Origin of the sequence: Arthrobacter sp. V1I7 (assembly GCF_030817015.1) — a bacterium.
GTDB lineage: Bacteria > Actinomycetota > Actinomycetes > Actinomycetales > Micrococcaceae > Arthrobacter.
On sequence record NZ_JAUSYS010000001.1, the window covers coordinates 2,110,520 to 2,123,961 of the forward strand.

Annotated in this window: 13 protein-coding genes; 3 read left to right on the forward strand and 10 right to left on the reverse strand. The window is 66.6% G+C overall.

Annotated features, from left to right (window positions below):
* Genes zwf through pgl form a run of 3 tightly spaced genes read left to right on the forward strand, consistent with a single transcriptional unit; the run spans position 1 to position 3,309 of the window.
* Entirely contained in the window at positions 1–1,563 is a 1,563-nt protein-coding gene (gene zwf, locus QFZ69_RS09870) for a glucose-6-phosphate dehydrogenase (protein WP_306917722.1), read from the forward strand.
* A complete protein-coding gene (locus tag QFZ69_RS09875) occupies positions 1,560–2,501 on the forward strand; it encodes a glucose-6-phosphate dehydrogenase assembly protein OpcA (RefSeq protein WP_306917724.1) in 942 nt (313 codons plus the stop codon). The genes zwf and QFZ69_RS09875 overlap by 4 nt, the downstream gene beginning before the upstream one ends.
* On the forward strand, positions 2,491–3,309 hold the full coding sequence (gene pgl / locus QFZ69_RS09880; RefSeq protein ID WP_306917726.1) for a 6-phosphogluconolactonase: 819 nt from the start codon (positions 2,491–2,493) through the stop codon (positions 3,307–3,309). The genes QFZ69_RS09875 and pgl overlap by 11 nt, the downstream gene beginning before the upstream one ends.
* Here the strand turns inward: pgl and QFZ69_RS09885 are convergent.
* The 10 genes from QFZ69_RS09885 to uvrC all read right to left on the reverse strand — a co-directional run bounded on the left by QFZ69_RS09885 (position 3,280) and on the right by uvrC (position 13,404).
* Positions 3,280–3,657 carry an RNA polymerase-binding protein RbpA gene (locus tag QFZ69_RS09885; protein ID WP_306917728.1) on the reverse strand — a complete coding sequence of 126 codons (378 nt, stop codon included), beginning with the start codon at positions 3,655–3,657 and terminating at the stop codon, positions 3,280–3,282. The two genes, pgl and QFZ69_RS09885, sit on opposite strands and share 30 nt — an antisense overlap.
* Before the next feature lie 119 nt (positions 3,658–3,776).
* A complete protein-coding gene (gene secG / locus QFZ69_RS09890) occupies positions 3,777–4,034 on the reverse strand; it encodes a preprotein translocase subunit SecG (RefSeq protein WP_018772994.1) in 258 nt (85 codons plus the stop codon).
* 49 nt (positions 4,035–4,083) lie between these two features.
* Positions 4,084–4,899 (reverse strand): triose-phosphate isomerase, encoded by an 816-nt coding sequence (gene tpiA / locus QFZ69_RS09895; RefSeq protein WP_306917733.1) that lies wholly within the window; start codon positions 4,897–4,899, stop codon positions 4,084–4,086.
* A gap of 127 nt (positions 4,900–5,026) precedes the next feature.
* Entirely contained in the window at positions 5,027–6,253 is a 1,227-nt protein-coding gene (gene pgk, locus QFZ69_RS09900; protein WP_306917734.1) for a phosphoglycerate kinase, read from the reverse strand.
* A gap of 10 nt (positions 6,254–6,263) precedes the next feature.
* Entirely contained in the window at positions 6,264–7,274 is a 1,011-nt protein-coding gene (gene gap, locus QFZ69_RS09905) for a type I glyceraldehyde-3-phosphate dehydrogenase (RefSeq protein WP_306917736.1), read from the reverse strand.
* Between the two features lie 265 nt (positions 7,275–7,539).
* Positions 7,540–8,163 (reverse strand): superoxide dismutase, encoded by a 624-nt coding sequence (locus QFZ69_RS09910; protein WP_306917738.1) that lies wholly within the window; start codon positions 8,161–8,163, stop codon positions 7,540–7,542.
* A gap of 165 nt (positions 8,164–8,328) precedes the next feature.
* Complete coding sequence (gene whiA / locus QFZ69_RS09915; protein ID WP_306917740.1) at positions 8,329–9,309, reverse strand: DNA-binding protein WhiA; 981 nt, start codon at positions 9,307–9,309, stop codon at positions 8,329–8,331.
* Between the two features lie 10 nt (positions 9,310–9,319).
* Positions 9,320–10,339 carry a uridine diphosphate-N-acetylglucosamine-binding protein YvcK gene (gene yvcK / locus QFZ69_RS09920; RefSeq protein WP_306917742.1) on the reverse strand — a complete coding sequence of 340 codons (1,020 nt, stop codon included), beginning with the start codon at positions 10,337–10,339 and terminating at the stop codon, positions 9,320–9,322.
* Positions 10,339–11,262 (reverse strand): RNase adapter RapZ, encoded by a 924-nt coding sequence (rapZ, locus tag QFZ69_RS09925; RefSeq protein WP_306917744.1) that lies wholly within the window; start codon positions 11,260–11,262, stop codon positions 10,339–10,341. Before rapZ ends, yvcK begins: the two co-directional genes overlap by 1 nt.
* A 117-nt stretch (positions 11,263–11,379) precedes the next feature.
* The gene (gene uvrC / locus QFZ69_RS09930) at positions 11,380–13,404 is read right to left on the reverse strand and encodes an excinuclease ABC subunit UvrC (protein ID WP_306917745.1); all 2,025 of its coding nucleotides are present in this window, start codon (positions 13,402–13,404) and stop codon (positions 11,380–11,382) included.
* Between the last annotated feature and the right edge of the window lie 38 nt (positions 13,405–13,442).

Consider the following 13,442-nt stretch of genomic DNA (forward strand, 5'->3'; position numbering starts at 1 on the left):
ATGCCAGAAACCTACAACGGCGGTAGGAATTCCCCGGGCCGGGTGCAGAACCCGCTCAGGGATCCCCGTGACCGCCGCCTGAACCGCATCGCCGGGCCGTCGTCGCTGGTCCTCTTCGGAGTGACCGGGGACCTCGCCCGCAAGAAACTCATGCCGGCCGTCTATGACCTCGCCAACCGCGGACTGCTGCCGCCGAGCTTTGCCCTGGTGGGCTTTGCCCGACGGGAGTGGGACGATGACGACTTTGCCGCGCAGGTGAAGCAGTCCGTCATCGCGTATTCCCGCACGCCTTTCGACGAAAGGGTCTGGGAACAGCTGTCCGAGGGCATCCGGTTTGTGCAGGGCGAGTTCGACGACGACGACGCCTTTGAGCGGCTCGGCAAGACGCTCTACGAGCTGGACGAGCATCGCGGAACGCGGGGCAACCATGCGTTCTACCTGTCCATCCCGCCGAACGCGTTCGAGCTGGTCTGCCGTCAGCTCTCGAAGCACGGACTGGCCCAGGCGGAGGGTGACAAGTGGCGCCGGGTGGTCATCGAAAAGCCGTTCGGGCACGACCTCGAGTCGGCCCGGCAGCTCAACGACATCGTCGAGTCGGTGTTCCCGCCGGACGCGGTCTTCCGGATCGACCATTACCTCGGCAAGGAGACGGTGCAGAACATCCTGGCGCTGCGCTTCGCCAACCAGCTCTTTGAGCCGTTGTGGAACGCCAACTATGTGGACCACGTCCAGATCACCATGGCCGAGGACATCGGCACCGGCGGCCGGGCCGGCTACTACGACGGCGTGGGCGCAGCCCGCGACGTCATTCAGAACCACCTGCTGCAGCTGCTGGCGCTGACGGCCATGGAGGAACCGATCTCCTTTAACGCGGATGATCTCCGCGCCGAAAAGGAAAAGGTCCTCGCCGCCGTCCGGCTGCCCCGGGATCTGTCCAGCCATTCCGCCCGCGGCCAGTTCACCGGCGGCTGGCAGGGTGGTGAGCAGGTGGTCGGGTATCTGGAGGAAGAGGGCATTCCGGCCGACTCCAAAACGGAGACGTTCGCGGCGATCCGGGTGGACATCAATACCCGCCGCTGGAGCGGTGTGCCGTTCTATCTCCGGGCAGGCAAGCGGCTGGGCCGCCGGGTGACGGAGATCGCCGTGGTGCTCAAGCGCGCCCCGAACCTGCTCTTCACGGACCACGGTGAGGACGACTTCGGCCAGAACGCCGTGGTGATCCGGGTGCAGCCCGACGAGGGCGCCACGATCCGTTTCGGTTCCAAGGTCCCGGGCACGCAGATGGAAGTCCGCGACGTCACGATGGACTTCGGTTACGGCCATTCCTTCACCGAGTCCAGCCCGGAAGCCTATGAACGGCTCATCCTCGATGTGCTCCTGGGCGAGCCGCCGCTCTTCCCCCGGCACGAGGAAGTCGAGCTGTCCTGGAAGATCCTGGACCCCTTCGAGGAGTACTGGGCCGGCCTGGACGAACGGCCGGAGCCCTACGCCCCCGGCAGCTGGGGACCTCCTTCGGCGGACGAGCTGCTTGCCCGTGACGGACGAACCTGGAGAAGGCCATGATCGTAGATCTTCCCGATACAACAACCTCCAAGATCTCCAAGAAGATCATGGCGCTGCGTGAGCAGGGCGGCGTGATTGCCCTGGGCCGGGTCCTGACCCTCGTGGTCGTCACCAAGTCCGGACTGGAGGAGGAGGCGATTGAGGCCGCCAACGAGGCCAGCCGGGAGCACCCCTGCCGGATCATCGTCCTCGCCGACGCCGGTTCCTCGGCCCCGACCCGCCTGGATGCCCAGATCCGGGTCGGCGGCGACGCCGGCGCCTCCGAGGTGATCCTGCTCCGCGGCTACGGTGAACTCGCGGAGGAAAGCGAGTCGCTCGTGGCCGCGCTCCTGCTGCCGGACGCGCCGATCGTGGCGTGGTGGCCGCACGGAGCACCGAAGAACGCCTGCGAGACATCGATCGGCCGGATCGCGCACCGTCGGATCACCGATTCCGCCAACGAGCCGGAACCGCAGGCTGCCCTGGACAACATCCGGCGTACCTACAAGGCCGGTGACACGGACCTTGCCTGGACCCGGTTGACGAACTGGCGGATCCAGCTGGCTGCGGCCCTGGACCAGGTGGACGACTCACCGGTGACGGCCGTCGCCGTCGAAGGCGCCTCGGACTCCCCCAGCACGGTTCTGCTCGCGGCCTGGCTCACGCTGGCCCTGGACGTTCCGGTCACGATCGTGGCGGATCCGGCCGGCACGGGCATCCGGCGGGTGCGCCTGAGCCGCGCCGGCGGTGACATCCAGTTGTTCCGCCCGGCCCTGACGGTGGCCGAGCTGACGCAACCCGGACAGCCCGCGCAGCGCATTTCGCTGCCGCGCCGGAACCTCAAGGACTGCCTGGCCGAAGAACTGCGCCGGCTGGATCCGGACGAAGTGTTCGGTGAAGTGATTACTATGGGACTTCCACGCACGAACCTAAGGAGTGTCCGTCCCAGTGAGCGATGATCCCAGAGTAAGCATCCATCCCGACTCGACCGTTCTGATGGCTGCGATCGCGGCCCGCCTGATAACCAAGCTCGTGGATATCCAGGACAAGCACGGCGAGGCGACTGTGGTACTTACCGGCGGCACGATGGGAATCGGTTCGCTCAAGGCTGTGGCAGAGTCACCGGCGGCCCCCGCCGTCGACTGGTCAAAGGTCAATTTCTGGTGGGGCGACGAACGCTTTGTCGCCGCCGACGACGCCGACCGCAACGCGCGGCAGGCGCAGGAGGCGTTGCTCGCTCACATCCCGGTGGATCCCGCCAGGGTGCACGTACCGGGAGCGGCAGGGGAATTCGGCACTCCGGAAGAGGCCGCTGAAGACTACGCCCGCCGGCTCGGCGAAGCCGCAGCGGCCGAACACGCCGCCGACATGTCCGACGACCGGCTGGAAAACCCCGGCACGCTCCCCCGCTTCGACATCGTCCTGCTGGGTGTGGGACCGGATGCGCATGTGGCGTCCCTGTTTCCCGAGCAGGCGGGCATCCGCGAGAAGGAGCTCACGGTAGTGGGCGTCCGCAATTCGCCCAAGCCGCCGCCGGGCCGGGTCTCCTTGACCCTGCCGGCAATCAATACGGCCATGGAAGTGTGGATGGTCGTAGCGGGCGAGGACAAGGCCGGCGCCGTGGGGCTGGCACTCGCCGGTGCGAATCCGGTGCAGGTTCCGGCGGCCGGTCCCCGTGGCCGGAAGGAAACCCTGTGGCTGATCGACGAAAACGCGGCCGCACGCGTCCCGGCGCAGCTAGTCAGGAAGGGTGCGTCCGGCTCGTAGTCGCTCCAGCGCTCCAGCCAGCACGTCTTCGGCGTCCTGGCTGGAGCGCCGTTCTTTAACGTATTCCAGGTGGCTCTTATAGCCTTCCACCGGGGATTCCTCAAGGCCGAACTGGGCCTCGTCGCGCGTGGCGGTGCAGCCGCAGCGGCGGCAGTCCCAGACTCCGGGAAGCTGTTCCTCGGGCATCTGGGCGAACACGAGGGCAGTCTCGTGGCCCTTGGCGCACCGGTAGGAGACACGGAGGCGGGGCTGGCCTACGCCAGCCCCGCCCAGTGGCTCGTGGCGGGGCGGGGCCCCTTCGGTCGCACCAACGCGGATGCCCCTGAATCCGGAAGCAGAATGCAGCATCGGGAACTCCTGGCTACTGGACTGTTGCAATGTGCATGCAACCAGCGACAGTGTAGTTCGGAGTTCCCGATGCCGGGAGGGCCATAAGGGCCGCATATGGAATTTTTGGAGAAGAATTCCTAGGAATCGGCTCCGGTGCTGAAACGCATCAGCAGGCCGAGGGCGATGATCACCACACCCCAGGTGATACCCAGAATGACCGTGAAGCGGTTGAGGTTCCGTTCGGCCACACCGGACGAGCTGAGTCCGGAGCTCATGCCGCCGCCGAACATGTCGGACAGGCCGCCGCCACGCCCCTTATGGAGCAGGATGAGCAAAGTCAGCAGGAGGCTGGTAATGCCCAGGAGGACCTGCAGAATGACATGAAGAACGTCCACGACGGCCTTTCAGAAGGATTGGATTGCGGGGGTCAAAGCTGTGTCCGGACTAATCCGTCAGCAAATGACTCTCGAACCTGACAATATTAGCAAACTCGGCAGCATCAAGGCTGGCACCGCCGACCAGCAATCCATCCACGTCGCGTTCCTTGAGGATTGACGCCGCGTTGTTGGCCTTGACCGAACCGCCGTACAGCAGCCGGGTCTTCGCGGCAACGTCCGCGCCGAAGAGGGTGGCCAGTTCGGCGCGGATGGCGGCGCACATCTCCTGCGCATCCTCGGGCCCGGCGACCTCGCCGGTGCCGATCGCCCAGACCGGTTCGTAAGCGACAACCAGGTCGGCGGCCTGCTCGGGCGGAAGGCCTTCGACGTCGGTGCGGAGCTGGGCCAGGGTGTGCTCCACGTGGGTGCCGGCCTGCCGGACCTCCAGGCCTTCGCCGACGCAGAGCACCGGTGTCAGGCCATGGCGGAAGGCGGCCTTCGTCTTGGCGTTGAGCACCTCATCGGACTCGTTGTGGATGGTGCGGCGTTCGCTGTGGCCCACCAGGACATAGCGGCAGCCGAGCTTGGCGAGGAACTGGGCGGAAACGTCGCCGGTGTAGGCACCGGAGTCGAACTGCGAGAGGTCCTGGCCGCCGTAGGCAACGTCCAGCTCATCGCCCTGGACGAGGGTCTGGACGCCGCGGAGATCCGTGAACGGCGGGAACACCGCAACCTCCACCCGGCTGTAGTCGTGCTTGGCGTCGGACAAGGTCCAGGCCAGCTTCTGCAGGAGGGTGATGCCCTGGACGTGGTCCATGTTCATCTTCCAGTTGCCTGCGATGAAGGGCTTGCGGTCGAACTTGCCGTTGGTGGACGTGGTCACATGGTCTCCAAAAGGTGCGGATTAAATTAGTCAGTCAGGGAAACAGCCGGCGGCGCGCCCGTGGAGTTGCGCTCCGCGAAGTGCGGGACGGGCGCGCTGCCGGCTGGAGTGCTTAGCGGTCCAGTACTTAGCGGTCCAGGACGCTCAGGCCCGGGAGTTCCTTGCCTTCAAGGTATTCGAGGCTGGCGCCCCCGCCGGTGGAAATGTGCCCGAACTGGTCATCGGCGAAGCCGAGGGTCCGCACCGCCGCGGCGGAGTCGCCACCGCCGACGACCGTGAACCCATTCGTTTCCGTCAGGGCCTGGGCGATGGCCCGGGTGCCCGCGGCAAACGCCGGGAACTCGAAAACGCCCATCGGACCGTTCCAGAACACCGTCCTGGCGCCCTTGATCCGTTCCGCGAACGCGGCCGCCGATTCCGGGCCGATGTCCAGGCCGATGCCCTGGCTGCCGAAGCTGCTGTCCTCGATCGCTTCGGCACGGACTGTCTCGTGCTCCGCGTCGGCGGCGAATTTGCTGGCCACGACAACGTCGGTCGGGACAACGAATTCGGTTCCGGCATCCGCGGCGCGCTTGAGGTAATCCTGCACCACCGGGATCTGGTCCTCTTCGAGCAGGCTGCCTGCCACCTTGTGGCCCGCGGCGGCGAGGAAGGTGAACAGCATGCCGCCGCCCACCAGGATGGTGTCAGCCTTGCCGATCAGGTTGTCGATCACGGCGAGCTTGTCCGAGACCTTGGAGCCGCCCAGGACGACGACATAGGGGCGCTGGGTTTCCGTGGTGAGCTTGCGCAGCACCTCGACCTCCGTGCGGACCAGGTCGCCCTGGTAGGACGGCAGCCGGGTGGCGACGTCGTACACACTGGCATGCTTCCGGTGCACCGCGCCGAAGGCATCGTCCACGAAGGCGCCGTTGGATCCCGTCAGGGCCACCAGTTCCTCCGCGAACGCACCGCGCCCGGCGTCGTCCTTGGATGTTTCGCGGGGGTCAAAGCGCACATTCTCGAGCACGAGGGCTTCGCCGTCCTGCAGCGCAGCAGCGAGTTCCTTCGCCGATTCGCCGACGGTGTCCTTCGCAAGAGAGACCTTGAACGAAGCAAGCCCGGCCAGCCGCGACACGGCGGGCTCGAGCGAGTACTTCTCTTCCGGGGCGCCCGTGGGGCGGCCGAGGTGTGCTGTGACCAGTACGCGGGCACCGGCGTCCGTGAGCTTCGCCAGCACTGGCAGGGAGGCCTTGATGCGGCCATCGTCAGTCACTGTAGAGCCGTCGAGCGGCACGTTCAGGTCACTTCTGACCAGAACGTACCGCCCGCGGACACCATCAGCGATCAGTTCGTTGAGGGTGTGGAATGTCATGTGTCTTACCCTAGCCCAGCTTGGCTGCGACAAGCTCCGTAAGGTCCACGAGGCGGTTCGAGTAGCCCCATTCGTTGTCATACCAGGCAACAACCTTGACCTGGTTGCCGATCACCTTGGTCAGGCCGGAGTCGAAGATCGACGACGCCGGGTCGCCGACGATGTCGGAGGAGACGATCGGCTCGTCCGTGTAGGTCAGCAGGCCCCGGAGCGCGTCGGTTTCGGAAGCGGCCTTGAGGGCGGCGTTGACTTCCTGGACCGTGGTTTCGCGGGCCACGGTGACGGTGAGGTCGGTGGCGGAACCGGTCGGGACCGGGACGCGGATGGCGTAGCCGTCAAGCTTGCCCTTGAGCTCCGGCAGGACCAGGCCGATTGCCTTGGCGGCACCGGTGGAGGTGGGGACCATGTTGACGCCGGCGGCGCGGGCGCGGCGGAGGTCCTGGTGCGGGCCGTCCTGCAGGTTCTGGTCGGCAGTGTAGGCGTGGATGGTGGTCATCAGGCCGCGTTCGATGCCGAACGAGTCGTTGATGACCTTGGCCAGCGGGCCGAGGCAGTTGGTGGTGCAGGACGCGTTGGAGATGATGTGGTGCGCGGCCGGGTCGTAAAGACCGTCGTTGACGCCCATCACGATGGTGATGTCCTCATCGGAGGCCGGAGCGGATATCAGGACCTTCTTGGCGCCGGCGTCGATGTGCTTCCGTGCATCCGCAGCCTTGGTGAAGAAGCCGGTGGACTCGATGACGACGTCGACGCCGAGTTCGCCCCAGGGAAGCTTTGCCGGATCGCGCTCGGCGAGGACCTTGATGATGTTGCCGTCGACGACGATGTTGCCGTCCTTGACCTCGATGGTCTCCTGCAGGCGCCCGCCGACAGAGTCGTACTTGAGCAGGTGGGCGAGGGCTTCCGGGCTGGTGAGGTCGTTGACTGCAACGATCTCAAGGTCTGCACCCTGGGCCAGGGCGGCACGGAAGTAGTTGCGGCCGATGCGGCCGAAGCCGTTGATACCAATACGGGTCGTCACGTTTTCAGTCTCCTTGGTGCTTTTGCAAGCACGACTAGTTGAGCGGGCGTTCAAGCCAACTAACAGATCCCGCACGCCATTGGGCAGAGATGATTACCAGATCGGAGGGCGACCAGCCACATTGCTGAAGGCTAACCGCCTTCCGTGACCTATCTTACGTTTAACTGAGCCTGCCCCCGCAAGTGCGGGGGCAGGCTGTCCACGATTCGGGCTCGACGGCGCGAATTGTGAGCTTTGTTACAAGTCGCTACGGGCTACCTCACAGTCAGAGGCTGATGAGGCTGGTGGCGTTCCTGCGTGCGGCCTCGAAGCGCTTGGCGACGTCGGCCCAGTTCACGATGTTCCAGAAGGCCTTGACGTAGTCCGCCTTGACGTTGACGTAGTCCAGGTAGAAGGCGTGCTCCCACATGTCGAGCATCAGCAGCGGAGTGGTGCCCAGTGCGACGTTGCCCTGCTGGTCGTAGAGCTGCTCGATGACCAGGTTGCCGCCGATCGGCTCGTAGGCGAGGAAACCCCAGCCGGAGCCCTGCAGCCCGAGAGCGGCAGCGCTGAACTGGGCGCGGAACGCGTCGAAAGAACCGAACGCGTCATCGATGGCCGCCGCAAGCTCACCCTCCGGCTTGTCGCCGCCGTCCGGGGAGAGGTTGTTCCAGAACACGGAGTGGTTGATGTGGCCACCGGTGTGGAAAGCGAGGTCCTTGGACAGCCGGTTGATGTTGGCGAAGTCGCCCTTCTCGCGGGCCTCCGCCAGCTGGGCCAGGGCGTTGTTGGCGCCGGTCACGTAGGCGGCGTGGTGCTTGCTGTGGTGCAGCTCCATGATCCGCGCGGAAATGTGGGGTTCCAGCGCTGCATAGTCGTAGCTGAGTTGGGGCAGTACGTACTCGGTCACAAAATCCTCCAATGTCGTGGACGGGTTGTCCGGTTTGGTAACTCTGGGATTGTGCATCCGGATGGTGTGGCACCCGGAAGTCTGTGGTGAATCCGGAACCGGTGGGCATAACCTCCGCTGCTGCTGAGGTATTTCCACCGTCTGGATCCGATTCTAGGGGCGCGCCTACTCGTCCAGCATGTCCGGAGTCACATTGGCCTCAGTGCCGGGGATGCCGAGGTCCTGGGCGCGCTTGTCCGCCATCGCCAGCAGCCGGCGGATCCGGCCCGCGATGGCGTCCTTGGTCATGACGGGATCGGCGAGCCTGCCAAGTTCGTCCAGGCTGGCCTGCTTGTGCGCCACGCGCAGTTCGCCGGCGTATTTCAGGTGTTCCGGGACGTCGTCGCCGAGGATCTCGAGGGCGCGGTCCACCCGTGCGCCCGCCGCCACGGCGGCCTGGGCGGAACGGCGCAGGTTGGCATCGTCGAAGTTGGCCAGCCGATTGGCGGTGGCCCGGACTTCCTTGCGCATGCGGCGTTCCTCCCAGCCCATCAGCGCGTCGTGGGCGCCCATCCGGGTCAGCAACGCGGCGATGGTGTCACCGTCGCGGATCACCACGCGGTCCACTCCCCTGACCTCGCGGGCCTTGGCCTGGATGCCGAGGCGCCGCGCGGCGCCGACCAGGGCCAGCGCCGACTCCGGTCCCGGGCAGGTGACCTCCATGGCGGAGGAGCGGCCGGGTTCGGTGAGCGAGCCGTGGGCGAGGAAAGCTCCGCGCCAGACCGCTTCGGCGTCGGAGGCGGAACCGTTCACCACTGCCGACGGGAGGCCGCGGACGGGTCGTCCGCGGGCGTCCAGGAGGCCCGTCTGCCGGGCCAGGGCTTCGCCGTCCCGCACGACCCGGACCACATAGCGGCTCCCGCGGCGTAATCCCCCGCCGGAGACCACAATGATTTCGCTCTGGTGTCCGTAGACCTCGGCGATGGCGGCGCGCAGCCGACGTGCCGTAGAGGCGAGGTCGACTTCGGCCTCGATCACGATCCGGCCGGAGATGATGTGCAGTCCGCCGGCGAAGCGGAGCATGGCCGACACTTCAGCCTTCCGGACGGAGGACTTCTTGATGTCCAGCCGGGAAAGTTCTTCCTTGACTGATGCTGTCAGTGCCATGGCACCTTTCCTAACTGTTCCCGAAAATGTCGTGGTAGGCCGTGGCCAGACGCAGCGTGTCGTGGATCGGCCGACGGCTCGACGCCCCCACTTTACCCAAGACGACCTCGGCACCAAGCATCCCGGCCGCCTGCTCGAACTCGCGGAGGTCCGGGACCGATGCCGGATCTGCCAGGACGATGTCGATCGAGAACTCCGGGGCGTACTCGCGCAGCACGCGGAGGTGGTCCGCGGCAGTCATTCCAAGGGTTTCCTTGGTGTCTGTGGCCAGGTTCATCGTGAGGCAGCGCCGCGCCTGGGTGTTGCAGAGCGCTTCGCGCATTTCCGGCAGGAGCAGGTGCGGCAGCACGGACGTGTACCAGGAGCCCGGGCCCAGGATGACCCAGTCCGCGAGTTCAATGGCCGTGAGGGCTTCCAGGCAGGCCGGGGCGTCCTCGGGCAGCAGGCGGACGTGCTCCAGCGAACCGGCAACCGCGCATTTCGCCTGACCGCTGAGGGTCTGCAGCACCGAGGTGCCGTCCGGGGCGGAGACGCGGACCTGGCCCTCGATGGTGAGCGGGACGCTGGACATCGGCAGGACCTCGCCGCGGGCGCCCAGCAGGGCACCGGCCCACCTGAGGCCGGCCACGGTGTCGCCGAGGAGTTCCCAGAGCGTCACGATCAGCAGGTTGCCCATGGCATGTTCGTCGAGGGACCCGCCGCGGCCCTTGCCGGGCAGGAACCGGTGCTGCATGACATCGCGCCAGGTGCGGCCCCAGTCGGTGTCGTCGCACAAGGCGGAAAGCGCCATCCGCAGGTCTCCGGGCGGGAGGACGCCGTACTCTTCGCGCAGCCGCCCCGAGGATCCGCCGTCGTCCGCCACGGTGACGATGGCGGTCAGTTCCGAGGTAAGCAGTCGCAGGGCGGACAGTGAGGCGGAGAGGCCGTGACCGCCGCCGAGCGCGACCACGGAGGGGCCCTTGTCCTGCTGGCTGGCGAAAGCAGGGCTGGCCGGCGGGACGAGCGGCAGGGGGCCGGTAAGCAGCGCCATTATTCCCGGCCCAGGTCCCGGTGCGTGGTGGTCACGGTGACGCGCGGATATTGCGCGAGCCGGCGGGAAAGTTCGACGGCGACGGCGACCGAGCGGTGCTTCCCTCCGGTGCAGCCGACGGCAATCGTTGCGTAGTGCTTGTTCTCACGCCGGTAGCCGTCCAACACCGGTTCGAGGGCCAGGACGTAGCGCTCCACGAAGTTGCTGACGCCCTGGGCCTCGAGCACGTAGTCGCTGACGTCCATGTCCAGGCCGGTGTGCGGACGCAGCGCCGGGACCCAGTGCGGGTTGGGGATGAAGCGGGCGTCCGCCACGAAGTTCGCGTCCACCGGAAGGCCGTACTTAAAACCGAAGCTCATGACATTCAGGCGCAACGCCACCGGTCCTGTTTCGCTGAACAGCTCGGTGATCGCGGTGGCCAGTCCATGCACGTTCAGGGCCGAGGTGTCCAGGACGATATCGGCAGAAGTCCGCAGTTCTTGGAGCAGTTCGCGCTCGGCGGCGATGCCATCGAGGATCCTGCCACCGCCCTGCAGGGGGTGCGGGCGCCGGCCCTGTTCGAAGCGGCGGACCAGGACGCCGTCGTCCGCGTCGAGGAAGAGCACCTGGAAGGTGACGCCGCTGGCCTCGAGGGCGCGGAGTGCGGCGCGGATGTCAGCGAACAGCTCCTTGCTGCGGACGTCCATCACCACGGCGAGCTTGGAGATGGAGCGGGGTGCGTGGGACACCAGTTCGGCGAGCGTGCCGAGCATCTGCGGCGGAAGGTTCTCCACGACGTACCAGCCGTGGTCCTCCAGTGCGTCCGATGCAGTGCTGCGCCCGGCTCCCGACATGCCGGTCACCACGAGCAGTTCCGCCTCATCGGGTTTGACCGGCGTCATGCGGTCCGTTTCCGTGCCGGATCCTGCCGTCGACTCTGCCATCTGTGAAGCCCCGTTCTGCTGAACAATTCTTTGCCGCGGCCATCCGGTCTGCCTCTTCCGCGCGACCGGACGTGCCGTTTCCCAAGTCCTTACCCTAGCTAAGTTTGCTGGGGCTAGCTAAGATTCCAGGATTTCGCCCGTCGTCATGTTGATGGCCGGCAGGGCGGGGGCCCCGGCGGCGTCCTCCTGGCTGAAGTGCCGCACGATCGCCTCGGCGAGGGAGGGTCCGATCCCCTTTGCCGCGGTGAGCTCCGCTGGCGTCGCCGCCTTGATGCTTTTGACCGAGCCGAACTGCGCCAGCAGTGTCTTGCGCTTGGATGCGCCCAGCCCCGGGACGCTGTCGAGGGCGGACACGGTCATGGCCTTGCCGCGTTTCTGGCGGTGGAAGGAGATCGCGAAGCGGTGCGCTTCGTCGCGGATGCGCTGCAGCAGGTACAGCCCGGCGGAGGCGCGCGGGAGTATCACGGGGAAGTCGCTGTCCGGCAGCCAGACCTCTTCGAGCCGCTTGGCCAGGCCGACGACGTACACGTCGTCGACGCCCAGTTCGGCCAGCGCACGGGCGGCCGCGTTGACCTGGGGCTTGCCGCCGTCGACCACCACAAGGTTGGGCGGGTAGGCGAACCTCGCCCGCGGCGTGGGCGTCGTGGTGTCGGTCAGGGCGCCGGTAAGCCCGGCGGCGTCGGCAGCGGCGTTGAGCGGCGCCTGTTGGCCGGGCTGCGCTGCGGCGTCGGCATGCTCCGCCTTCTCCTGCAGATAGTGCCGGAAGCGGCGGGTCAGCACATCATGCATCGCGGCGGTGTCGTCGTTGGCGGCGGCGCCGCTGATGGAGAACTTCCGGTAGTCCGACTTCTTCGGCAGGCCGTCCTCGACCACCACCATGGAGCCGACGACGTTGGTGCCCTGCACGTGCGAGATATCGAAGCACTCGATCCGCATCAGCGCCACGGGAAGATCCAGTGCCTCCTGCAGTTCCTGCAGCGCCTGGGACCTCATGGTCAGGTCGCCGGCCCGCCGCGACTTGTGCAGCTTCAGGGCGTGCTCGGCGTTGTCCCGGACGGTGGACAGCAGGGCGGCCTTGTCGCCGCGTTGCGGGACGCGGATATCCACGCGGGCCCCGCGGAGGCCGCTGAGCCATTCGGCGAGCTCGACGGCGTTGCTTGGTTCCGCGGGGACCAGGACTTCCCGCGGCAGCCGTCCCTGGCTTTCGGCCTCCTCGCCGTAGACCTGCTGGAGCAGGTGTTCCACCAGATCCGGGGTGGTGGAGTCCTCGACCTTTTCCACGACCCAGCCGCGCTGGCCGCGGATCCGGCCGCCACGGACGTGGAAGACCTGGACGGCGGCCTCCAGCTCGTCCTCGTGCAGGGCGAACACGTCCGCGTCGGTGCCCTCGGCCAGGACGACGGCGTTGCGCTCGAAGACCTTCTTCAGCGCGACGATGTCGTCCCGGATGCGGGCCGCCCGCTCGTAGTCCAGTTCGGTGACGGCGGCAGCCATCTCCTTTTCGAGCCTCGTGACGAAGGGCTTGGCTTCGCCGCCCATGAAGGTGCAGAAATCCTCGGCGAGGGCACGGTGGTCCTCCGCCGAGATGCGCCCGACGCACGGGGCCGAGCACTTGTCGATATAGCCCAGCAGGCATGGCCGGCCGCTGGCTTCAGCCCGTTTCAGGACTCCGGCGCTGCAGCTGCGGACCGGGAACACGCGCAGCAGCGTGTCCATGGTGTCCCGGATGGCGCCGGCGGTGTACGGGCCGAAATAGCGGGTGCCCTTGCGGCGTTCGCCGCGCAGTACCTGGACGCGCGGGTATTTCTCCGCCATGGTGACCGCAAGGTACGGATAGCTCTTGTCGTCGCGGAACATGACGTTGAAACGCGGTTTGAATTCCTTGATCCAGGTGTATTCCAGCTGGAGGGATTCGAGTTCGCTGCCGACGACGGTCCATTCAACGCTGCTCGCCGCATGGACCATCGCATAGGTCTTGGGCAGCAGTCCGGCAGGGTTCGCGAAGTAGGAATTCAGCCGCGAACGGAGGTTCTTGGCCTTGCCGACGTAGATGACCCGGCCGTGCGGGTCGCGGAAGCGGTACACGCCCGGATTGGTCGGAATCTCACCCGTCTGGGGTCGGTAACTCGCTGGATCTGCCACAGTTCAAGTCTACTGAGGCGGCGGGGGTGTCCGGGACA